Source organism: Frigoribacterium sp. SL97 (assembly GCF_026625765.1).
Lineage (GTDB): Bacteria > Actinomycetota > Actinomycetes > Actinomycetales > Microbacteriaceae > Frigoribacterium.
Genome location: NZ_CP113062.1, coordinates 2,002,005 through 2,024,349 on the forward strand (window position 1 = coordinate 2,002,005; position 22,345 = coordinate 2,024,349).

Sequence of the window (22,345 nt, forward strand, 5' to 3'; positions counted from 1 at the left end):
GGACGATCGGGCCCTTCTTGGAACGCCGTTCGCGCGGTTCGCGCGTCGTGCGTCCGCGGGGGCGGTCCCCCCACCGTCGGAGGAGGGAACGACGGCGGGTTCGGCCTGTCGCTCGCGCTCACGCTGTTCGCGGCGGGACAGGGCGGGGGCGTCGACGTGGGTGCTGCGGCGGAGGGGTGCACCGTCGGCGTCGCCCGGTCGACCATCACCCGGATCACCCCGTCGTCGTCCGGAGGTGTCGGCAGGGCGGTCGTTCTGGGGTTGGGACGCGAAGATGTCGTCCCAGTCGGGTTCGTCGGCCACGAATCACTGTCTCTCGTCGGTGGCGGGTGCGGCACCGTCGCCGCTCGCCTCTCGGGTCACGTCGACCATCCGCCCGGGCGGTCGACCGCTCGAGCGCTCGAGGTCGAGCGCGTGCTGGACGATGATAACAGCGGCCACTTGGTCGATGACGGACCGCTGGCTCCTGCCCTTCCGGCCCGAGGCCCGGAGGGCGCCCTGGGCGCTCACGGTCGACAGGCGCTCGTCGACGAGGCGCACGGGCACGGCCACGGCCTGGGCGACGGCCGCGGCGAAGTCCCGGGCGTCCTGGGTGGAGGCCGTGTCGCGACCCGATAGGGCGATGGGCAGCCCGACGATCACCTCGAGCGCGTCGAGTCCGACGACGAGGTCCCGGACGGCACCGATGTCGGCCACGCCGTCGGCCGAACGCGCCAGCGTCTCGACCGGGGTGGCGAGCAGACCGTCGGGATCGGTGCGGGCGACACCGACCCGGGCCTTGCCCACGTCGATGCCGATCCGGACTCCGCGCCGCACGAGCGTCCTCAGGACCCGAGCTCGGCGACGATGCCGGCCAGCGCGGTGGGGATGGCCGAGACGTCGGATCCGCCGCCCTGGGCGAGGTCGTCCTTGCCGCCGCCCCCGCCACCGAGAGCCGCGGCGGCGCCCTTGGCGAGACGGCCGGCCTTGACGCCGGCCTGGCGCGCGCCGTCCGTGGTGGCCACGATCACGGCGGGCTTGCCCGCGACGTCGGCTGCCAGGGCGACGACGGAGGCGCTGGACGCGCCCAGGCGTTCGCGGACCGACAGGGCGAGCGACCGCAGGTCGTCGGTCGAAGCGAGCGACCCGACCGATTCGGCGACGACCGTGAGGTCGCCGATCCGACTCGCCGTCTCGGCCAGCGCCGGGACGCGGGTGGCGAGGCGGGCGGACTCGAACTCGGCGATCTTCTTCTCTGCCGTCCGGAGGCTCGTGACCAGGTCGCCGATGCGGTCGGCCAGCTGATCACGGGGAGTCTTGAGCGACGAGGTCAGTTGGGACACGAGAGCCCGCTCGGCGGCGAAGTCACGGAATGCGTCCATGCCGACGAGGGACTCGACGCGGCGGTTGGTCGACCCCACCGAGCTCTCGCTGACGAGGTTGATGAGGCCGACCTGCGAGCTGGTCGAGACATGGGTGCCCGCGCAGAGCTCGCGCGACCAGGGACCACCGATGTCGACCATGCGGACCGTCTCGCCGTACTTCTCACCGAACAGCGCCATGGCGCCCAGCGCGCGGGCGTCGTCGAGGGGCATCTCGCGGGTGACGACCTGCAGGTCGTCGCGGATGGCGTTGTTCGCGATCTCCTCGATCTCGGAGCGTGTCTGCGGGCTCAGCGCCTGGTTCCAGTTGAAGTCGAGCCGCATGTATCCGGCCTTGTTATACGACCCCGCCTGGTGCGCCTCCGGGCCGAGCACCTCCCGGAGGGCGGCGTGGATCAGGTGCGTCGCCGAATGCGCCTGCGTCGCGCCGCGGCGGTAGGCCGGGTCGACCACGCTGGTCGCCGTGTCGCCGACCCCCACCTCGCCGGACGTCACCTGGACGCGGTGGCTGATCAGCCCCTTGACGGGCTTCTGCACGTCGAGGACCTCGAGGTCGAAGCCCACGCCGACGATGCGGCCCGAGTCAGCTTCCTGACCGCCGGACTCGGCGTACAGGGAGGTCTCGGCGAGGATCACCTCGGCGATGTCACCCGCCACGGCCCGGTCGACGTCGGCCCCGTCGACGATCAGGCCCAGCACGCGCGTCTCGGTGTCGAGCTCGTCGTAGCCGGTGAAGACCGTCTCGCCCTGGGCCCGGAACGCGCTGTAGACGCTCAGGTCGGCCAGGGCCACCTTCCGGGACTTGGCATCGGCCTTCGCCCGGGCACGCTGCTCGGACATGAGTCGGTCGAATGCCTCGCGATCGACCGTCAGACCGCTCTCTTCCGCGATCTCGAGCGTCAGGTCGATGGGGAACCCGAAGGTGTCGTGCAGGAGGAACGCCGTGTCGCCCTGCAGCTGCGGGGTCGTGCCCGCCGAGGCACGCTGCTTCGTGTCGTCGACGGCGATGTCGAGGATGTTCGTCCCGGCGGCCAGGGTGCGGAGGAAGGTCTCCTCCTCGGCGTAGGCCAGGCGCGAGATGCGCTCGTAGTCGGTCTCGACCTCGGGGTAGGCGGCCTTCATCGCGTCGCGGGACTCGGGGAAGAGCGAGGGGAACGTGGGGCCGTCGACGCCGAGCAAGCGCATCGACCGGACCGTGCGGCGCAGGAGGCGGCGGAGGATGTAGCCCCGACCCTCGTTGGACGGGCGGACCCCGTCGGACATCAACATGAGCGAGCTGCGGACGTGGTCGGCGATGACCCGCATCCGCACGTCGTCGTCGTGGACGGCTCCGTAGCGCCGTCCCGACAGCTCGGCGGCCTTGTCGAGGACGGGGCGCACCTGGTCGATCTCGTACATGTTGTCGACGCCCTGCTTGAGGAACGCCACGCGCTCGAGACCCATGCCGGTGTCGATGTTCTTGTTCGGCAGCTCGCGGACGATGTCGAAGTCGACCTTCGAGCGCACGTTCTCGATCTGGTACTGCATGAACACGAGGTTCCAGATCTCGACGTAACGGTCGTCGTCCGTCGCCGGGCCACCGTCGGCGCCGTAGGCGGGACCACGGTCGAAGAAGATCTCCGAGCACGGACCTGCGGGCCCCGGCTGGCCGGTGTGCCAGTAGTTGGAGTCCTTGCCGAGTCGCTGGATGCGCTCGTCGGGCAGACCGGCGACCTTCTTCCAGAGGGCGATGGCCTCGTCGTCCTCCTCGTACACCGTCACCCAGAGGTCGTCGGGCGAGAACGCGAGTCCTCCGTCGGCCTCGCTCGAGGTCAGGAGCTCCCAGGCGTAGCCGATCGCCTCTTCCTTGAAGTAGTCGCCGAACGAGAAGTTGCCGTTCATCTGGAAGAACGTGCCGTGCCGCGGCGTCTTGCCGACCTCTTCGATGTCGTTGGTGCGGATGCACTTCTGGACGCTGGTGGCACGCGGGTACGGCGTCGGGACGAGCCCCGTGAGGTACGGGATGAACGGGACCATGCCCGCGACGGTGAAGAGCAGGCTGGGATCGTCGCTGACCAGGGACGCGGACGGGACGACGGTGTGGCCCCGATCGCCGAAGTAGTCGAGCCAACGGCGGCGGATTTCGGCGGTCTGCATGGTTCTCCCGAGGGTGGGTTGGTCGTGTGTCAGGACGAGGAGGCGCGGCGGCGCGCTCAGGACTCGTCGCGGTCGGAACGCAGTTCGGCTTCGCGGGCCTTGTAACCGTCTACCACGGCGGCACGGAACGACTTCACGTTGCCGTCGAGGTCGCCGAAGAACTGCTGACCCCGAGATGTCTTGTTGAACTGGTGGGCGACGGCGAAGCCGCCGACGACACCGACGGCGAGCAGGAACAGGCTCTTCACGGGGACTCCTCTTGGGGCTGGTGCCGCGACGTGCGAGCGCGACGACTCGACAGCTTACCCGGCCCCGGGAACGCGAAAGGAGCGGGCCACGACCGTGGCCCGCTCCTGACGGGGTGACGAGTTCTAGCGCGCGGCGTAGTACTCGACGACGAGCTGGACCTCGCAGGTCACCGGGACCTCGACGCGCTTCGGGCGACGCACGAGGCGGGCCTGCAGCTTGTCGATCTCGACCTCGAGGTAACCGGGCACCTTGGGCAGCAGGTCGACGTGACCGCCGGCCGCGGCGACCTGGAAGGGCTCGGTCTTCTCGCTGCGCTCCTTGACGTGGATCATCTGACCCGGCTTGACGCGGAACGAGGGGCGGTCGACGAGCTTGCCGTCCACCAGGATGTGGCGGTGGACGACCATCTGACGGGCCTGGGCCGTCGTGCGGGCGAAGCCGGCACGGAGGACGAGGGCGTCGAGACGGGTCTCGAGGAGCTCGACCAGGTTCTCACCGGTCAGGCCCGAAGCCTTGCGGGCCTCGTTGAAGACGATCTTGAGCTGGGCCTCGCGGATGCCGTACTGGGCGCGCAGGCGCTGCTTCTCACGCAGACGGACGGCGTAGTCGCTGTCGGTCTTGCGCTTGGTGCGGCCGTGCTCGCCGGGAGCGTAGGGGCGCTTCTCGAGGTAACGAGCAGCCTTCGGGGTCAGGGCGATGCCGAGGGCACGCGAGAGACGGGTCTTGCTGCGGGTACGTGACTTGGTGGACACTTGTTCCTTTTTCTTGTCGGTGGTTCGTCAGGGACCGCCCCAGCGCGCGAGCGCCGGGCGGCGTAACAAGAGGGGTGAGTGCCGCGGTGGCGACCGGCTACAGGTCGTCGCACCTTGATCGGGTCGTCGTCAGCAGCCGCGCGTCGACGCCCGAGAACAGGCAACCCCCCGAGCATACAGGAGCTCGGGCGCCGATGCGAGCAGCCGGTCGGTCGTGCCGTCAGTGCCCGCGGGTGATCCGGCGCAGCTTCTCGAGACGGGCCGCCACGTCGCGTTCGTTGCCGTTGGCGGTGGGATCGTAGTACTCGTGGCCGACGAGTTCGTCGGGGAGGTACTGCTGCTCGACCACCCCGAACTCGGAGTCGTGGGCGTAGCGGTAGCCCTTCCCGTGCCCGAGGCGCCGTGCCCCGGGGTAATGGGCGTCGCGCAGGTGCTTGGGCACGCGGCCCGCCTTGCCGGCCCGGACGTCCGCGATCGCGGCGTCGAGGGCGGAGTAGGACCGGTTCGACTTGGGTGCGGTCGCCAGGTAGACGACGGCCTCGGCCATCGGGATGCGTCCCTCGGGCATGCCGATCATCTGCACGGCGGTCGCGGCCGAGACCGCGACGGTGAGTGCGTTCGGATCGGCCATGCCGATGTCCTCACCCGCCGACACGATGATCCGACGGCAGATGAAGCGGGGGTCCTCACCCGCCTCGATCATGCGGGCGAGGTAATGGAGCGACGCGTCGACGTCGGACCCCCGGATGGACTTGATGAAGGCGCTGATGACGTCGTAGTGCTCGTCGCCGTTGCGGTCGTACCGCAGCAACGCCCGGTCGACCGACTGGGCGACGATCTCGGACGTGATCGTCGGACGGTCGTCGTCGGGATCGTTCTCGTCGTACTCGGCGTCGGGATCGAAGTCGGCGTCGGACGCGTCGTCGGCCGAGGCCGCCGGCACCGCGTCGGCCTCGAGCTTCGTGGCCCACGCCGACTGGGCGGACGCCTCGAGGGCCGTGAGCGCACGTCGGGCGTCACCGGAGGCCAGTCGGACGATGGTGGCCAGGGCTTCGTCGTCGAGGCGCACGGATCCGTCGAGACCGCGGGGGTCGCCGACCGCCCGCTGGACCAACTGGGCCAGGTCGTCGTCGCTGAGCTGTTCGAGCGTCAGCAGGAGCGAACGGGACAGCAGGGGCGTGATGACCGAGAAGGACGGGTTCTCGGTGGTGGCGGCGATGAGGATGACCCAGCCGTTCTCGACGCCGGGCAGCAGGGCGTCCTGCTGCGCCTTGGTGAAGCGATGGATCTCGTCGAGGAAGAGCACGGTCGTCGTGCCGTAGAGGTCACGGTTCGACAGGGCCTTCTCCATCACCTGTCGGACGTCCTTGACTCCCGCGGTCACGGCTGACAGCTCGATGAACTGTCGGCCGGAGCTGCGGGCGATGGCCTGGGCGAGGGTGGTCTTCCCCGTACCCGGCGGACCCCAGAGGATGACGGAGACGGCCCCCTGGTCGGCACCCGTGCCGGACGCCAGGGTGACCAGAGGCGAGCCGGGCCGCAAGAGGTGCCGTTGACCGGCGACCTCGTCGAGGGTGGTGGGACGCATGCGGACCGCGAGAGGGGTCGAGCTCTGCGGGAGCGGGCTCATGGTGACCCATGCTAGACCGGCCCTCCGATACAGTGCAGGCTGGACATCACCGAGCTGGAGGACCCGTGGCACCGAGCAAGAACCCGGACCGTGAGAGCCGGGACCGGCTCCGCAGGTACACCGCTCGTCAGCAGGTGCACGCGACGCAGGTCGCCCGACGCCGTCGGGACAACGTCCTCGCCGTGACCGCCGTCGTGGTCGTGGTCGGAGTCGCGGCCGTGTCCCAGGTGTTCTGGTCGACCAGCGGTCCCGGTGCCCCCGCGGCGGCTCCGTCTGACGCGCCCAGCGCCTCCTCGACGCCCGCCGCCGGCGAGAACGTCGGGGACGTGCCCAGCGAGGCGATCGCCGACGGCCGCTCCTGGACGGGCGGCCTCACGCTCAATGACGGCGTCGAGCTCGGGATCGAACTGGACGGGGCGAAGGCCCCGCAGGCGTCGAGCGTCGTCATCGACCTCATCCAGAAGGGCTTCTACACGGGGACGACCTGCCACCGCATGAGCGACGCCGCGACGGCGAAGTTCATCCAGTGCGGGTCCGCCAACGGCGACGGGACGGGCGACGCCGGTTTCACCTTCGGCCCACTCGAGAACGTCCCGTCGGACGGCGTGTACCCGACGGGGACGATCGCCATGGCTCGGAGCACCGACCCGTACTCGCAGTCGACGCAGTTCTTCATCACCTACGGCGACACCACCCTCGACGGCTCGACGGGTGGTTACACCGTGGTCGGACGCGTCACGAGCGGACTCGACCAGCTCGAGGCGCAGATCACGGACGCGGGCCTGACTCCCGGTACGAGCGAGACCGACGGCGCTCCCGTCGTGCCGACGACGATCACGGGCGCGACCATCGAGTAGTCCGCCGCGGTCCGCTGTGCAATAGGCTGAGCACCCATCGTGGTGGCCTGTCCTGGTCCCGCGACGAGCACGTTCAGCAAGGGATAAAAGTGGCTACTGACGATCAGGCACCCTGGGGCCGCGTCGCCGACGACGGCACGGTCTACGTCCGCGAGGGCGACGGCGAACGCGCCGTGGGGCAGTACCCCGACGCGACGCCCGCCGAGGCTCTCGCGTACTACGAACGCAAGTTCATCGAACTCGCCGGGCAGGTGACGTTGCTCGAGCAGCGCATCAAGCGCGGCGCATCGGCGGGCGACGTCGTCAAGACGGTCACCCACCTGCGCGAGCAGCTCGTCGAACCGAGCGCGGTCGGGGATCTCGAGGCCCTGCGCCTTCGGGTGTCGGCACTCGACTCCACGGTCGACGAGCTGACGCAACAGCAGAGCGCCGAGGCACAGAAGGCCCTCACCGAAGCGGTCGCCTACCGCACCGCTCTCGTCACGGAGGCCGAGGCCCTGGCGGCCCAGGACCCCGCCCGCGTCCAGTGGAAGCAGGTCACGGCCACCCTCGACGACATCTTCGCCCGGTGGCAGAAGCATCAACAGGACGGTCCTCGCATCCCGAAGGGCGAGGGCAACGACCTCTGGAAACGATTCCGTGCTGCGCGCACCACCATCGACCAGCACCGCAAGGCCTTCTACGCCGAACTCGACGCGACCCACCGTGACGCTCGTCAGCGCAAGCAAGCCCTCGTCGAAGCGGCCGAGGCCCTGGCGCCGAAGGGTGTCGACGGCATCTCGGCCTACCGGGGGCTGCTCGACGACTGGAAGCGCGCCGGCCGTGCCGGGAAGAAGTACGACGACGCCCTCTGGGCGAAGTTCAAGCGTGCAGGCGACGTCCTCTACGCAGCCAAGTCCGAGGTCGTCGCGCAGGACACCGCCGAGTACGAGGGCAACCTCGAACAGAAACTCGAGCTGCTCACCGAGGCCGAGAAGATCCTGACGGTCACGGACCGGGTCCCGGCGCGCGAGGCCCTCACCTCGATCCAGCTGCGATGGGACGAGATCGGTCGCGTTCCTCGCGAGCAGGTCCGGGTGGTCGAGGATCGCCTCCGCAAGGTCGAGTCCCACGTGCGTCAGCTCGACGAGCAGTTCTGGGAGAAGAACAACCCCGAACGCCAGGCACGGTCCCAGGGGCTCGCGAGCCAACTGCACGACGCCATCAGCAAGCTCGAAGACGAACTCGCGACGGCCGAGGCCAGCGGCGACGCTCGTCGTGTCCGCGAGGCTCGTGAAGCTCTGGACGCCCGGAAGGTCTGGCTCGACGCCCTGGGCTGACCGTCCGGGGCCGACCGCCCACCGACGTCGCGAACCGTCCGATTCTCCACAGGGAGGGTCGGGCGGTTCGTCGTCGTCGGCAGGGTCGGCCAGGCTGGGCGCATGCCTGCTCGTCTCCCCCTGGTCCTGACCGACGACGACCTGCCCGAGCCCGAACTGCGTGCGGCTGCACTGGACGGGCAGGTCTACGCAGTCGGTGGCTCGTGGCGCAGCGTGGCCGAGATCGACGATGCCGGGGGCCGGGCGATCGCGATCGGGATCGCCCTCGGCGCCGGAGTCGTCGCGGCCGAACGGAGTGCCGCCTGGGTCTGGGGTGCCCGAGGCCCGGCACCACTCCCCCACTCCGGGCTGGTGGTGTCGCCGGCCAGGGTGAAGCATCGTGGTCGGGGTTCGATCGTCCGACAGGTCGTCATCGACGAGGGCGAGATCGTCACCGTCCAGGGTGTGGCCGTCACCACACCGGCCCGGACCGTCGTCGACCTCGCTCGCTGTGAGGGCTGGGCGTCTCAGGACGAGACGGCCGCGCGGGACGTCGTGTCTCAGCAGGGCGTGACGTACGCCGACGCGATCGCCGTCCTCGATCGACGTGGACGGCTCCCCCATCGAACGCGAACCGTGGAGCGGCTCGGTCGAGTCTGTTCAGCCGGCGCCGACGCGGCCCTCGTCGACGACGAGGTGCGACGAGACGCAGGCCCACCCGGTCCGTCGGAGGAGGCAGCGTCTCAGCCGGCGCTGACCCGGTAGACGTCGTACACGGCGTCGATGCGTCGGACCGCGTTCAGGACGCGATCGAGGTGGGTGGTGTCACCCATCTCGAACACGAAGCGGCTGAGGGCCAGGCGTTCGTCAGAGGTCGAGACGCTCGCCGACAGGATGTTGACGTGGTGCTCGCTCAGGACCCGGGTGACGTCCGACAGCAATCCGCTGCGATCGAGGGCCTCGATCTGGATCTGCACCATGAACACGCTCTTGGACGACGGAGCCCACTCGACCTCGATCATCCGCTCGGGCTCTTTCAACAGACCTTGGACGTTGTGGCAGTTCGCCTGGTGGACGCTGACGCCCTGGCCGCGGGTCACGAATCCGACGATCTGGTCGCCCGGCACGGGCGTGCAGCACTTGGCGAGTTTCACCAGGATGTCCGGGGCCCCTCGGACCAGCACGCCCGAGTCGCTGTTGCGCAACGGCCGTGCTCGACCTTGGCTGGGGAACTCGAACTCGCCTTCGTCGACCTCGGTCTGCGTGTGGACCGCGGCGAGGATCTTCTCGATGACGGACTGGGTCGAGATGTGGCCCTCGCCGACGGCCGCGTAGAGACTCGACACGTCGTCGTACCGCATGGTGGCGGCGACTTCGGCGATGCTGTCCTGGGTCATCAGCTTCTGGAGCGGCAGGTTCTGCTTCCGCATGGCACGGGCGATGGCGTCCTTGCCCTGCTCCATGGCCTCGTCGCGGCGTTCTTTCGTGAACCACTGCCTGATCTTGTTCCGGGCGCGGGGGCTCTTGACGAAGGCGAGCCAGTCCTGGCTCGGCCCCGAGTCAGGATTCTTCGAGGTGAAGACCTCGACGACGTCGCCACTCGACAGGACGCTCTCGAGGGGCACGAGGCGACCGTTGACCTTGGCGCCCATCGTGCGGTGTCCGACCTCGGTGTGCACGGCGTAGGCGAAGTCGACCGGGGTCGCTCCCGACGGCAGGCCGATGACCTTGCCCTGAGGCGTGAAGACGTAGACCTCCTTCGCGCCGATCTCGAAACGGAGGCTGTCCAGGAACTCACTGGGGTCCGCCGTCTCGGCCTGCCAGTCCGAGATGTGGGCGAGCCAGGCCATGTCCGTCTCGGTCTTCGCTCCGCCCTGGTCGTCGCGCCCGCCGTTCATGCGCTGCTTGTACTTCCAGTGGGCGGCCACGCCGAACTCGGCCCGCTGGTGCATCTCGTGCGTGCGGATCTGGATCTCGACGGGACGTCCCTTGGGACCGATGACGGTCGTGTGCAGCGACTGGTACAGGTTGAACTTCGGCGTGGCGATGTAGTCCTTGAAGCGGCCGGGGATCGGGTTCCAGCGGGCGTGGATCGAGCCCAACACGGCGTAGCAGTCGCGAAGCGAGTTGACGAGGATGCGGATGCCGACGAGGTCGTAGATCTCGTCGAACTCCCGACCCCGGACGATCATCTTCTGGTAGATCGAGTAGTACTGCTTGGGCCGACCCATGACGTCGCCGCGGATCTTCGTTGACTTGAGGTCGGACTTGACGGCGTTGATGACGTTCTGCACGAACTGCTCGCGTTGCGGCGTGCGCTGTTTGACCAGGTTGTCGATCTCGACGTAGAGCTTGGGGTGGAGCACCGCGAACGAGAGGTCCTCGAGCTCCCATTTGATGGTCTGGATGCCGAGCCGGTGCGCCAGGGGGGCGTAGATCTCGAGGGTCTCGGTGGCCTTGCGGGTCGCTGACGCCGACTCGACGAAACCCCAGGTGCGAGCGTTGTGCAGCCGGTCGGCGAGCTTGATGACGAGGACCCGGATGTCTTTCGACATGGCCACGACCATCTTCCGGACGGTCTCGGCCTGAGCGCTGTCGCCGTACTTGAGCTTGTCGAGCTTGGTGACCCCGTCGACGAGCATCGCGATCTCGTCCCCGAAGTCGCGCTGGAGCATGGCCAGTGTGTAGTCGGTGTCCTCGACGGTGTCGTGCAGCAGTGCAGCCGCGACGGTCTTGGCGCCGATGCCCAGATCGGCGAGGATCTGCGCCACCGCGACGGGATGGGTGATGTACGGTTCGCCGCTCTTGCGCAGTTGACCCGTGTGCGCCTTCTCGGCCACCGAGTAGGCCCGCTCGATGATGACGATGTCGGCCTTGGGATGGTGCATGCGCACGGTCTTGATCAACCGGTCGACGGCGCCTGCCGGCTGGCTGCGCGAGAAGAGTCGAGGCAGGAGCGTCCGCAACGAGGCCGTGTTCTGACCGCCGGGCGTCTCGGGCGGTGCGGAGTTGTTCCGTGTGGTGATCTCGGTCACGGCTGCACCTCGTTCTCTCGGGTCGGAGCGCCACCGCCGGCCGTCGTGGTCGGACGTGGACTCCGTGGGGTCAAGGGTACCCGTCGGCCGTCAGTCGACCGACGCCCCGGGGTGGCCGTCGTCTGCCACGACCGTGCCCCCCGCGTCCCGCCAGGCGAGCATCCCACCGACGACGTTGCGGGCGTCCACGCCGACGCCTCGCAGGGCGTCCGTCGCGCGAGCCGACCGCATGCCGGAGTGGCAGACGACGAGGACGGGGCGGTCGGTGGGGACCTCCCCGACCCGTTCGTTCAGCTCGGACAGTGGGATGGACGTCGCGCCGGGCGCATGACCTTCATCCCATTCGTGCGGTTCTCGGACGTCGAGCACGTAGGTGCCGTCGGACAGGGCGCCGATGGCGGCGTCGGCCCCGATCTCGGGTCGACGGTGGTCGCCGATCATGCGCCCACCGTCTCGTCGACGGTGAGGGGCTCGGTCTTCTGTGCCTCGAGCTTGCCGGCATCGCGTTTCGCGATGTCCGGCTCACGGAGGCGGAGCGTGGCGTAGAGCGGTGAGGCGATGAAGATCGTCGAGTAGGTCCCGACCAGGATGCCGATGAAGAGCGCCAGGGAGATGTCGCGGAGGGTGCCCGCTCCCAGGACGAATGCCCCGATGAAGAGGATCGCCGCGACGGGGAGGAGCGCCACGACCGACGTGTTGATCGACCGGACCAACGTCTGGTTGACGGCCAGGTTCACGGACTGTCCGAACGTGCGTCGTGAGCCCTCGCCGTCGTCGGCGGTGTTCTCGCGGATCTTGTCGAACACCACCACGGTGTCGTAGAGCGAGTAGCCGAGGATCGTCAGGAAGCCGATGACCGCCGCCGGGGTGACCTCGAAGCCGACGATGCCGTAGATGCCCGCGGTCAGCACGAGGTCGTGCAGCAGGGCTGCCATGGCGGCCAACGACATCTTCCAGGTTCGGAAGTACAGCGTCATGCCGATCGCGGCGAGGATCAGGAAGATCACGAGACCCTTGATGGCCTGGCTCGTGATGTCGGCACCCCATGAGGCACCGATGAAGGACGAGGTCACTCGATCGTCGGGGACGTCGTACGCGGTGGCCAACGCCGCCGCCACGTCGTTCGTCTGAGCGGCTTCCAGCTGCGAGGTCTGCACGCGGATCGTGTCGGTGCCGACCTGGGTGACCCGCGGGTTCGAACCGGGTACGACCTCGTCGACGGTCGTCGTGGCGACGTCCTGGTCGAGTTCGGCCGGCTGGGCGACCTGGAACTCCGACCCGCCCGTGAACTCGATGCCGAAGTGGAAGCCGCCGCGGAGGAACGGGACGGTGACCGAGATGAGGATGACCAGGGCGGCGATCCAGTACCAGCGGCGGCGGTGGCCGATGATGTCGTACGACCGGGCACCCGTGTAGAGGTCGTTGCCGAATTTCGAGAAACTGGCCATCAGGAGTCCTTCTTCCCTTCACCGGCGGTCGACGAGTCGACGCGCTCGGTGTTCTTCTCGGCGGCTTTGCGCTCGGCGATGGTCTGACGCTTGACGGCCTCGCGACCGCCCGCTTGCTTGCGGCCGACGACGGCCGGGGTTCGGAACTGCGCCCGCCCCCGGTAGACGGCGCCGAGGGCGCGTGGGTTGAGCCCGCTGAACGAGTGGCCTTCGCCGAAGAACCGCGTCCGGGCGATGAGCTGGAGCATGGGGTGGGTGAACAGCGAGACCACGATCAGGTCGATCACCGTGGTGATGCCCAAGGTGAGCGCGAAGCCCTTGACGTTGCCGACCGCGAGGATGAAGAGCGTGATGGCCGCCAGGAAGTTCACCGTGTCGGACGCGATGATCGTGCGGATGGCGCGCTTCCAGCCCGATTCGACGGCGCTCTCGAGGATGCGACCGTCGCGGAGTTCGTCCCGGATGCGTTCGAAGTAGACGATGAATGAGTCGGCCGTGATGCCGATGGCCACGATCAGACCGGTCACCCCCGCCAGCGAGAGGCGGTAGCCCTCTCGCCAGGACAGGATGGCGATCACGAGGTAGGTGAGCACGGCGGCGATGACCAGCGACAGGACGGTCACGAAGGCGAGGGCCCGGTACTGGATCAGCGAGTAGATGACCACCAGGATCAGGCCGATGAGGCCGGCGATCAGGCCGCTGATCAGCTGGGTCTGTCCGAGGGTCGCGGTGATCGTCTCGTTGCTCTGGACCGAGAAGCTGAGCGGGAGGGCACCGAACTTCAGCTGGTCGGCGAGGGTCTTCGAGGAGTCCTGCGTGAACTGGCCCGTGATCTGGGCCCGGCCGTCGGTGATGGCGGCGTTCGCGGACGGCGCCGTGATGACCTGGTTGTCGAGGGTCACGGCGAACTGGTTCTGCGGCGCCTGCAACGAGACGAGGCGCGAGGTGACCTGGGAGAACCGGTCGGTGCCCTGGCCGTTGAACTCGAGGTTCACGGCCCAGGTGTTCGTCGAGTTGCCCTGCGAGTCGGCGGCGAGACCGTTCGTGGCGTCGCTGATGTCGGAACCCTGCACCTCGACCGGGCCGAGGATGTACTTGGCCGTGCCGTCGGTGGAGCAGGTGACCAGTGGCTCGTCGTCACGGGCCGTGGCCAGGTCGTTCTCGGCCGCGCAGTCGTAGTTCTGGTAGAGGTCGGCGAGCTGGGGGGTGATCCACGCCAGGTCGGACGCGTTCGTCGGGGACGCGGTCGGCGTGCTCTCGAGCTCGGGGTTGGGGGTGTAGGGCGTGGCGCTCGGGCTGGCCGTGGCGCCGTCGCCTTCTCCGCCGACCGCGGCGTTCGAGACCGCCTCGGTGTAGAGCACGGGGCGGAAGGTCAGCTTGGCCGACGCCTCGATGCGTTCGAGGGTCGCGTTGTCGGGTCGTCCGGGGATGGACACGACGATGTTCTGCGTGCCCTGCTTGGTGATCTCGGATTCCGAGACGCCGGCCGAGTCGATGCGCTGCCGGATGATCGTGACCGCCTGGTCCAGCTGCTCCGACGACACCGTCTCGCCGCTCTGGAGCTGGGCCGCAAGGGTGATCTGCGTGCCGCCCTGCAGGTCGAGGGCCAGTTCGGGCACCCAACTCGCTCCGTTCCACCACCCGTCACGACCGGAGTCGTTCAGGAACGTGGCCGTGCCGTTCAGGGCCGTGAGGCCGGCGATGATGACCAACAACCAGGTCAGGGATCGTATTGCTTTCTTCACCGGCGTCGAGCGTGCCACGGAGGAACTCTGCTTTCTCATGGGAGCGCGCGCTCACGTGGAGCGCGCGCCGTGGATCGGACCCGGCCGCGCAAGGCGGCCGAGGCGGTCGTCGGGTCAGGCCTTGGTGTCGGAGTCCTTGGCGACCGTCGAGTCGACCGGTGCGGACGTGGCGCGTTCACCGAACTCGGGAGCGTCGTCGATGACGCGGTCGTGCTTGGTGGAGCCGTCGGCCAGCGAGTCGGCGTCGTCGGCGACGGGCTCGTCGATGACCGGTTCGACGACGCGACCCAGGGTCTGACGGTGGACCTTGAGGACGGTGCCGGGCGAGACCTCGACCTCGGCGACGTTGTTCTCGTCGTCGATGGAGACGACGGTGCCGTAGACGCCGAACGAGAGCATGACCTCGACGCCGGGGACGAGCTTGTTCTGCAGTTCTGCCTGCTGACGGTCGCGCTTCTTCTTGTTGCGGAACATGAAGACGACGAGGACCACCAGGAGGAGGACCATGATGAGGGTTGCGGGATCCATGCGGAACTCCCTTTCGCTGTTGGGGGTGTGGGCCGAGCGGGACTCGCTTCAGCGAGCGAAGGCCTCGGACCTGCAGGAATTATAGGTCATCGCCGAAGAGCGCCCCTGAGGCGTGCGCCAGACCGAAGTGCCGCCAGGCCTCGGGAGTGGCGATGCGTCCCCGCGGCGTCCGGGTGAGCAGGCCCACCCGGACGAGGAACGGCTCGACGACCGACTCGATCGTGTCGGCCTCTTCTCCCACCGAGACCGCAAGGGTGTTGAGGCCGACGGGTCCGCCGCCGAACCGGGTCAGCACCGTGCGGACGACCTCACGGTCGAGCCGGTCGAGCCCCAGCGAATCGACGTCGTAGAGATCGAGCGCTTCGCGCACGGTCGTCAGGTCGGCATCCCGCCCGTGGACGAGCGCGTAGTCGCGGACGCGTCGGAGCAGGCGGTTCGCGATGCGAGGCGTGCCCCGGCACCGTCCGGCGATCTCGGCCAGGGCGGCACCGTCGATGACGATGCCGAGGAGGGACGCCGCCCGGCGGAGGACCTCGGTCAGCTCGGCCTCGTCGTAGAACTCGAGGTGCGCCGTGAAGCCGAACCGGTCGCGCAGGGGGTTGGGCAGCAGCCCGCTGCGGGTGGTCGCACCGACGAGGGTGAAGGGCGACAACTCGAGGGGGATGCTGGTCGCTCCTGCCCCCTTGCCCACCATGATGTCGATCCGGTAGTCCTCCATTGCGAGGTACAGCATCTCTTCGGCCGGCCGCGCCATGCGATGGATCTCGTCGATGAAGAGCACCTCCCCCGGCACGAGCGCAGAGAGGACCGCGGCCAGGTCGCCCGCGTGCTGGATCGCGGGACCCGACGACATCCGCAACGGCCGAGCCCCTTCGTGGGCCACGATCATGGCCAGGGTCGTCTTGCCGAGCCCGGGCGGTCCGGCGAGCAGGATGTGGTCGGGGGTGCGGCCCTGCATCGTCGCGGCCTTGAGCAGCAGCTCGAGCTGGCCCCGCACCTTGGACTGCCCGACGAACTCGCCGAGCGAGGTGGGCCGCAGCGCCCCTTCGAAGGCCAGCTCGGCCTCGGACTCGAGCGTGGGACGGGTCAGGTCGTCGTCGCTCACGCTCGGGCCCCGGTGGACTTCTGCGGACCGAGGTGACCGAGTGCGGCACGCAGCAACTGCGGCACGGCCACCGCGACGGCGTCGCCACGGTCCGCCACGACGGCGTCGATGGCGGCCTGCGCCTCACGGTCGGACCACCCGAGCCCGACCAACGCGACGAGCACGTCGGCAGCCGTCGTCGACGCCGCCGTGACGGTCGGCGCGGTCGGTGCCACGTCGAGCTTGCCGGTCAGCGAGAGGACGATGAGCTTGGCCGTCTTCGGCCCGATGCCCGAGACGCGTCGGAACGCGGCGTCGTCGTCGTCGGCGACGGCGGTGGCGACCTGATGGGGCGTGAGCGTCGACATGACGCCCTGGGCCGACTTCGGACCGACGCCGGTGACGCTGCGGAGCAGGTCGAAGACCTCGAGTTCTTCGCGGTCGGCGAAGCCGAAGAGCGAGAGGTCGTCTTCTCGGACGATCAACGCCGTGTGGACGAGCGCCTGCTCGCCGACGCGGACCGTCAGTGCGAGCTGTGGGGTGACCGAGACACGGAGGCCCACCCCGCCGACCTCGACCACGACCGATGTGCCGGACGCGGACAGGACGGTACCGCGGACACTCGAGATCATGCCCCCAGCCTAGGAGTGCGCACCGACTTCTCGGCGTCGCGCCACGCTCGCTGGGCCGGCGTGAGGGAACCCGAGGAGGCGCGGGCAGCGACGGGCGCACCCCGCCAGGCATGGCAGATGGCCAGGGCCAGGGCGTCGGCGGCGTCCGCCGGCCGGGGCGCCTCGGCCAGCCCGAGCAACCGGGCGACCATCGTGCCGACCTGCTTCTTGTCGGCCGACCCGTACCCGGTCACGGCAGCCTTCACCTCGGACGGCGTGTGCAGCGTGACGGGGATCTCGCGTTCGGCTGCGGCACGCAGGGCGAGGCCGCTGACCTGTGCCACCCCCATGACGCTGCGGACGTTCTGTTGGGCGAAGACCCGCTCGATCGCCATGGCGTCCGGCCGGTGCTCGTCGATGAGCGCCTCGAGACCGCGACCCAGGGCGAGGAGACGCAACTCGAGGGCGAGGTCGGGGGCGGTGCGGATGACCTGCACGTCGACCAGGGTCGCACGCCGCTGGGCGTCGACCTCGACCACCCCGACCCCGCATCGGGTGAGCCCGGGGTCGATGCCGAGCACCCGGAGCGTCACCGCGGCGGCCTATTCTTCGTCGTCGAGCGCGGCCTGCACGTCGGCGGGGACGTCGTGGTTCGCGTAGACGTTCTGCACGTCGTCGTCGTCGTCGAGGGCGTCGATGAGTCGGAAGACCTTGCGTGCCGTCTCGAGGTCGACCTCGATCTTGAGCCCGGGCACGAACTCGATGTCGGCCGAGTCGTAGTCGATGCCGGCGTCCTGGAGGGCCGAACGGGCCGGGACCAGGTCGGAGGCCTCGGTGACGATCTCGAAGCCTTCACCACGATCGGTGACCTCTTCGGCTCCGGCGTCGAGGACGGCGGCGAGGACGTCGTCTTCGGTGAGGTCGTCCGTCTTCATGACGGCGATGACGCCCTTGCGGCTGAAGTTGTAGGCCACGCTGCCGGGGTCGGCCATGGTGCCGCCGTTGCGCGACATCACCGTACGGACGTTGGCGGCCGCGCGGTTCTTGTTGTCGGTGAGGCACTCGATCAACAACGCGACGCCGTTGGGGCCGTACCCCTCGTACATGATCGTCTGGTAGTCGACGCTCTCGCCGCTGAGACCGGCACCGCGCTTGACGGCCCGGTCGATGTTGTCGTTGGGGACCGAGGTCTTCTTGGCCTTCTGGACGGCGTCGACCAGCGTGGGGTTGCCGGACATGTCGGCCCCGCCCTGCTTGGCCGCGACCTCGATGTTCTTGATGAGCTTGGCGAACGACTTGGCACGTCGACTGTCGATGACGGCCTTCTTGTGCTTGGTCGTTGCCCACTTGGAATGCCCGGACACGGTGCTCCTTCAGACTGCTGACGTGGATCGCGACGAGTCTACCGCGACGCCCGCGCGCGGGCCTTGTCGAGGAACCGCGAGTGGAACCGCAGGTCGTCGGTGACCTCCGGGTGGAACGAGGTGCCCATCAGGAGACCTTGCTCTACGGCGACGACCCGGCCGTCCTCGAGGACGCCGATCGCCGTCGCGGCCGGCCCGACCGCGTCGACCACCGGGGCGCGGATGAAGACCGCGTGCACGGGTGGACCGTCGAGCACGGGGACGTGGACATCGGTCTCGAACGAGTCGGTCTGGGAGCCGAACGCGTTGCGCCGGACCGAGACGTCGAGGCCCCCGATGCTCTGCTGGCCGGGGATGCCGTCGACGATGCGGTCCGCGAGCATGATGAGGCCGGCGCAGGTGCCGTAGACGGGCAACCCCGACCCGATCGCCCGTCGGAGCGGCCCGTCCAGGTCGAACGTCCGGGACAGCTTGTCCATGACGCTGGACTCGCCACCCGGGATCACCAGACCATCGATCTCGTCGAGCTCGGTGGCTCGGCGTACGGCGACGGCCTCGGCCCCCAACGAGGTCAGGACGGCCAGGTGTTCACGAAAATCGCCTTGCAGGGCCAGGACGCCGACCCGGGGCGTTCGTTCGGGCATCACCGACGATCGACCCCCGAGGTCACCAGCCGCGCTCGGCGAGGCGGTGCGGTGCGGGGAGGTCGGGCACGTTGATGCCGACCATCGCCTCGCCGAGACCGCGCGACGCGTCGGCCACGACCTGGGGGTCGTCGAAGAAGGTGGTGGCCTTGACGATCGCCTTGGCACGCTCGGCGGGGTTGCCCGACTTGAAGATGCCCGAACCGACGAAGACGCCGTCGGCACCGAGCTGCATCATGAGAGCCGCGTCGGCGGGTGTCGCGACGCCGCCCGCGGTGAAGAGGACGACGGGGAGCTTGCCGGTCTCGGCGATCTCTTTCACGAGCTCGAAGGGAGCCTGCAGTTCTTTCGCGGCGACGTAGAGCTCGTCGGACTTGAGCCCACGGAGCTGGGCGATCTCTTTCGAGATCGTGCGGATGTGCTTGGTGGCCTCGGACACGTCACCGGTGCCGGCCTCGCCCTTGGAGCGGATCATGGCCGCGCCCTCGGTGATGCGACGCAGCGCCTCGCCCAGGTTGGTGGCCCCGCAGACGAAGGGGACGGTGAAGTTCCACTTGTCGATGTGGTTGACGTAGTCGGCCGGGCTCAGCACCTCGGACTCGTCGATGTAGTCCACGCCGAGGGTCTGGAGGATCTGGGCCTCGACGAAGTGGCCGATGCGGGCCTTCGCCATGACGGGGATCGAGACCGCCGCCACGATCTCGTCGATCATGTCGGGGTCGCTCATGCGGGCGACACCGCCCTGGGACCGGATGTCGGCGGGAACGCGCTCGAGGGCCATGACGGCCACGGCCCCGGCGTCTTCGGCGATCTTCGCCTGCTCGACGTTGACGACGTCCATGATGACGCCGCCCTTGAGCATCTCGGCGAGACCGCGCTTGACGCGGCTCGAACCGGTGGTGGAGGACTGGTGGGAGGCAGAGGTCGTGTCGCTCATGATGGCCCCTATCTTAGGCCCGATCAGACCGCCGACGCCGCCGTCGGCGTCGTGCCGTCGCCGTCCCTCGGCCAGGCCTCGGAGACGGCGACGCGGACGTCGCCGAGCAGCTGCGTGACGGCCTTCGTCTGAGCGATGATCGGGAAGAAGTTCGAGTCGCCGCCGTAGCGCGGCACCACGTGTTGGTGCAGGTGGGCCGCGATGCCGGCTCCGCCGACCTGCCCCTGGTTCATGCCGATGTTGAAGCCCTGCGCGTGGGACACCTGTGTGAGGACCCGCATGGCGGTCTGGGTCAGGGACGCGATCTCGGCCACCTCGTCGGAGGTGGCGAGGTCGTAGGTGGAGACGTGCCGGTACGGGCAGACCAGCAGGTGCCCCGGGTTGTAGGGGTAGAGGTTGAGCAACACGTAGGCGTGTTCGCCCCGGGCCACGATGAGCGCGTCGTCGTCCGACCTCGAGGGGGCGCTGCAGAACGGGCAGGAGTCGTCGTGGGCGCCCTGGCCCGCCTCGACGTAGACGGCGCGGTGCGGCGTCCAGAGTCGCTGGAACGCGTCCGGGACCGCGGCGAAGTCGGCGGAGGACTCGGCCGCAGACCCGTCGGCGACCACGCTCAGACCTGGGCCTTGGTCTCGATGGCGGCGACGATCTTGGCGATCGCCTCGTCGAGCGGCACGCCGTTCTCCTGCGAGCCGTCCCGGTAGCGGAAGCTGACGGCCCCGGCCGCGCGGTCGTCCTCGCCGGCGATCAACTGGAACGGCACCTTGGCCTTGGTGTGCGTGCGGATCTTCTTCGGCATGCGGTCGTCGCTGTGGTCGACCTGCGCCCGGACGCCGACCTCGCGCAGACGCGCCACGACGCCGTCGAGGTAGTCGCCGTATTCGTCGGCGACGGGGATCGCCACGACCTGGACGGGCGCCAGCCAGACCGGGAAGGCCCCGGCGTAGTGCTCGGTGAGCACGCCGAAGAAGCGCTCGATCGAACCGAACAACGCCCGGTGGATCATGACCGGACGCTGACGCGAGCCGTCGGCCGCCGTGTACTCGAGGTCGAAGCGCTCGGGCAGGTTGAAGTCGAGCTGCACCGTCGACATCTGCCAGGTGCGTCCGATCGCGTCACGTGCCTGGACCGAGATCTTCGGCCCGTAGAACGCCGCGCCGGCCGGGTCGGGAACGAGTTCGAGGCCGGTCTCTTCTGCGACCTGCCTCAGCGTCGCCGTCGCCTCGTCCCAGGTGGCGTCGTCGCCCACGTACTTCTCGGGGTCCTTGGTGGACAGCTCGAGGTAGAAGTCGTCGAGGCCGTAGTCGCGCAGCAGGCTGAGGACGAAGTCGAGCGTGCCCTTGAGCTCGGCCGCCATGTCGTCACGGGTGGTGAAGATGTGCGCGTCGTCCTGGGTCATGCCGCGCACGCGGGTGAGCCCGTGGATGACGCCGGACTTCTCGTTGCGGTACACGGTGCCGAACTCGAACAGGCGCTGTGGCAGGTCACGGTAGGACTTGGCCGACGAACGGTACGCCAGGATGTGCATCGGACAGTTCATCGGCTTGAGGTAGTAGTCCGCACCCTGACGGGTGATCTCGCCCTCGTCGTTGCGTGCCTCGTCGAGGTGCATCGCCGGGAACATGCCGTCCTTGTACCAGCCCAGGTGGCCCGAGGTCTCGAACAGGGCCGCCTTGGTGATGTGCGGCGTGTAGACGAACTCGTACCCGGCCTTCTCGTGGCGTTCGCGCGAGTAGTCCTCCATCTGGCGACGGATGATGCCGCCCTTCGGGTGGAAGATCGCGAGACCCGAGCCGATCTCGTCGGGGAACGAGAAGAGGTCCAGCTCGGCGCCGAGCTTGCGGTGGTCGCGCTTGGCGGCCTCCTCGAGTCGGGCCTGGTAGGCGCGCAGGTCGTCCTTGGTGGGCCACGCCGTGCCGTAGATGCGCTGCAGCTGGGGGTTCTTCTCGGACCCGCGCCAGTAGGCGGCCGCCACGCGCATCAGCTTCGTGGCGTTGCCGAGGAGGCGCGTGCTGGGCACGTGGGGACCGCGGCAGAGGTCGAACCAGACGACCTCGCCGGTCTTCGGGTCGAGGTTGTCGTAGACCGTGAGCTCGGCCCCGCCCACCTCGACCGACTCGCCGTCGGCGCCGAGCTCGTCGGCCGACCCGCCCTTGAGCCCGATGAGCTCGAGCTTGAACGGTTCGTGGGCGAGCAGCTCGCGGGCCTCGTCGTCGGTCACGACGCGACGACGGAAGCGCTGGCCCTGACGGATGATGCGCTCCATGCCCTTCTCGATGGCCTTGAGGTCGTCGGGGGTGAAGGGCTCCGCGACGTCGAAGTCGTAGTAGAAGCCGTCGGTGACGGGCGGTCCGATGCCGAGCCTGGCCTCGGGGTTGATCTGCTGCACCGCCTGGGCCATCACGTGCGCAGCCGAGTGCCGGAGGATGGCCAGGCCGTCGGGCGAGTCGATCGTGACCGGCTCGGCCACGTCGCCCGCGTGCAGTTCGGTCGCGAGGTCGCGGAGCTCGCCGGACACGCGGACGGCCACGACCGACTTGTCGGTGAACAGCTCGGAGCCGGTCGTCGTCGCGGTGGCCTCGACGGCCGAGAGGCCGGTCGCGGCTGAGGAGGCGGTCGGGTCGATGTCGGTCTGGTCGGACACGGCGGTGGTTCCTATCGTCGAGGGG

Annotated in this window: 21 protein-coding genes; 3 read left to right on the forward strand and 18 right to left on the reverse strand. The window is 69.0% G+C overall.

Annotated elements, in window-relative coordinates; all coding sequences use genetic code 11:
- Positions 1–306: 306 nt before the first annotated feature.
- The 5 genes from ruvX to OVA02_RS09570 form a co-directional block, all read right to left on the reverse strand.
- Positions 307–816, reverse strand: coding sequence for a Holliday junction resolvase RuvX (gene ruvX, locus OVA02_RS09550; protein ID WP_056045348.1), 510 nt, complete (start codon positions 814–816; stop codon positions 307–309).
- Between the two features lie 8 nt (positions 817–824).
- Positions 825–3,497, reverse strand: coding sequence for an alanine--tRNA ligase (gene alaS / locus OVA02_RS09555; RefSeq protein WP_056045351.1), 2,673 nt, complete (start codon positions 3,495–3,497; stop codon positions 825–827).
- 56 nt (positions 3,498–3,553) lie between these two features.
- On the reverse strand, positions 3,554–3,745 hold the full coding sequence (locus tag OVA02_RS09560) for a hypothetical protein (RefSeq protein ID WP_056045353.1): 192 nt from the start codon (positions 3,743–3,745) through the stop codon (positions 3,554–3,556).
- 123 nt (positions 3,746–3,868) lie between these two features.
- Complete coding sequence (gene rpsD, locus OVA02_RS09565) at positions 3,869–4,498, reverse strand: 30S ribosomal protein S4 (protein ID WP_043592736.1); 630 nt, start codon at positions 4,496–4,498, stop codon at positions 3,869–3,871.
- A 220-nt stretch (positions 4,499–4,718) separates the two neighbouring features.
- Complete coding sequence (locus OVA02_RS09570) at positions 4,719–6,128, reverse strand: replication-associated recombination protein A (protein WP_082460229.1); 1,410 nt, start codon at positions 6,126–6,128, stop codon at positions 4,719–4,721.
- 65 nt (positions 6,129–6,193) lie between these two features.
- Between OVA02_RS09570 and OVA02_RS09575 the strand changes: the two genes are divergently transcribed.
- From OVA02_RS09575 to OVA02_RS09585, 3 genes are all read left to right on the forward strand, one after another.
- Positions 6,194–6,985 carry a peptidylprolyl isomerase gene (locus tag OVA02_RS09575; protein WP_082460230.1) on the forward strand — a complete coding sequence of 264 codons (792 nt, stop codon included), beginning with the start codon at positions 6,194–6,196 and terminating at the stop codon, positions 6,983–6,985.
- An 89-nt stretch (positions 6,986–7,074) separates the two neighbouring features.
- Positions 7,075–8,304: a DUF349 domain-containing protein gene (locus OVA02_RS09580; RefSeq protein ID WP_056045363.1), complete on the forward strand. Its 1,230-nt coding sequence runs from the start codon at positions 7,075–7,077 to the stop codon at positions 8,302–8,304.
- Positions 8,305–8,406: 102 nt separating this feature from the next.
- A complete protein-coding gene (locus OVA02_RS09585) occupies positions 8,407–9,048 on the forward strand; it encodes a hypothetical protein (RefSeq protein WP_056045366.1) in 642 nt (213 codons plus the stop codon).
- On the opposite strand, the gene OVA02_RS09590 is transcribed toward OVA02_RS09585, so the two are convergent.
- The 13 genes from OVA02_RS09590 to thrS form a co-directional block, all read right to left on the reverse strand.
- The gene (locus OVA02_RS09590) at positions 9,027–11,171 is read right to left on the reverse strand and encodes a RelA/SpoT family protein (protein WP_235452715.1); all 2,145 of its coding nucleotides are present in this window, start codon (positions 11,169–11,171) and stop codon (positions 9,027–9,029) included. The genes OVA02_RS09585 and OVA02_RS09590 overlap by 22 nt on opposite strands.
- A gap of 237 nt (positions 11,172–11,408) precedes the next feature.
- Positions 11,409–11,759, reverse strand: a complete 351-nt coding sequence (locus tag OVA02_RS09595; RefSeq protein ID WP_056045369.1) for a rhodanese-like domain-containing protein — start codon at positions 11,757–11,759, stop codon at positions 11,409–11,411.
- The gene (secF, locus tag OVA02_RS09600) at positions 11,756–12,766 is read right to left on the reverse strand and encodes a protein translocase subunit SecF (protein WP_267658068.1); all 1,011 of its coding nucleotides are present in this window, start codon (positions 12,764–12,766) and stop codon (positions 11,756–11,758) included. Before secF ends, OVA02_RS09595 begins: the two co-directional genes overlap by 4 nt.
- Positions 12,766–14,529: a protein translocase subunit SecD gene (gene secD, locus OVA02_RS09605; RefSeq protein ID WP_056045374.1), complete on the reverse strand. Its 1,764-nt coding sequence runs from the start codon at positions 14,527–14,529 to the stop codon at positions 12,766–12,768. Before secD ends, secF begins: the two co-directional genes overlap by 1 nt.
- A gap of 96 nt (positions 14,530–14,625) precedes the next feature.
- Positions 14,626–15,039 (reverse strand): preprotein translocase subunit YajC, encoded by a 414-nt coding sequence (locus tag OVA02_RS09610; RefSeq protein WP_056045376.1) that lies wholly within the window; start codon positions 15,037–15,039, stop codon positions 14,626–14,628.
- 79 nt (positions 15,040–15,118) lie between these two features.
- On the reverse strand, positions 15,119–16,144 hold the full coding sequence (gene ruvB / locus OVA02_RS09615) for a Holliday junction branch migration DNA helicase RuvB (protein WP_056045381.1): 1,026 nt from the start codon (positions 16,142–16,144) through the stop codon (positions 15,119–15,121).
- Entirely contained in the window at positions 16,141–16,755 is a 615-nt protein-coding gene (gene ruvA, locus OVA02_RS09620) for a Holliday junction branch migration protein RuvA (protein WP_056045385.1), read from the reverse strand. The genes ruvB and ruvA overlap by 4 nt, the downstream gene beginning before the upstream one ends.
- The gene (gene ruvC / locus OVA02_RS09625) at positions 16,752–17,327 is read right to left on the reverse strand and encodes a crossover junction endodeoxyribonuclease RuvC (RefSeq protein ID WP_043592720.1); all 576 of its coding nucleotides are present in this window, start codon (positions 17,325–17,327) and stop codon (positions 16,752–16,754) included. The genes ruvA and ruvC overlap by 4 nt, the downstream gene beginning before the upstream one ends.
- 9 nt (positions 17,328–17,336) lie before the next feature.
- Complete coding sequence (locus tag OVA02_RS09630; RefSeq protein WP_056045387.1) at positions 17,337–18,098, reverse strand: YebC/PmpR family DNA-binding transcriptional regulator; 762 nt, start codon at positions 18,096–18,098, stop codon at positions 17,337–17,339.
- Positions 18,099–18,136: 38 nt separating this feature from the next.
- Positions 18,137–18,742 carry a pyridoxal 5'-phosphate synthase glutaminase subunit PdxT gene (gene pdxT, locus OVA02_RS09635; RefSeq protein ID WP_056045389.1) on the reverse strand — a complete coding sequence of 202 codons (606 nt, stop codon included), beginning with the start codon at positions 18,740–18,742 and terminating at the stop codon, positions 18,137–18,139.
- A gap of 22 nt (positions 18,743–18,764) precedes the next feature.
- Positions 18,765–19,679 (reverse strand): pyridoxal 5'-phosphate synthase lyase subunit PdxS, encoded by a 915-nt coding sequence (gene pdxS / locus OVA02_RS09640; protein WP_056045394.1) that lies wholly within the window; start codon positions 19,677–19,679, stop codon positions 18,765–18,767.
- A 23-nt stretch (positions 19,680–19,702) separates the two neighbouring features.
- Positions 19,703–20,287 carry an HIT family protein gene (locus tag OVA02_RS09645; RefSeq protein WP_369794371.1) on the reverse strand — a complete coding sequence of 195 codons (585 nt, stop codon included), beginning with the start codon at positions 20,285–20,287 and terminating at the stop codon, positions 19,703–19,705.
- Positions 20,288–20,289: 2 nt separating this feature from the next.
- On the reverse strand, positions 20,290–22,227 hold the full coding sequence (thrS, locus tag OVA02_RS09650) for a threonine--tRNA ligase (RefSeq protein ID WP_199859613.1): 1,938 nt from the start codon (positions 22,225–22,227) through the stop codon (positions 20,290–20,292).
- Positions 22,228–22,345: the final 118 nt, after the last annotated feature.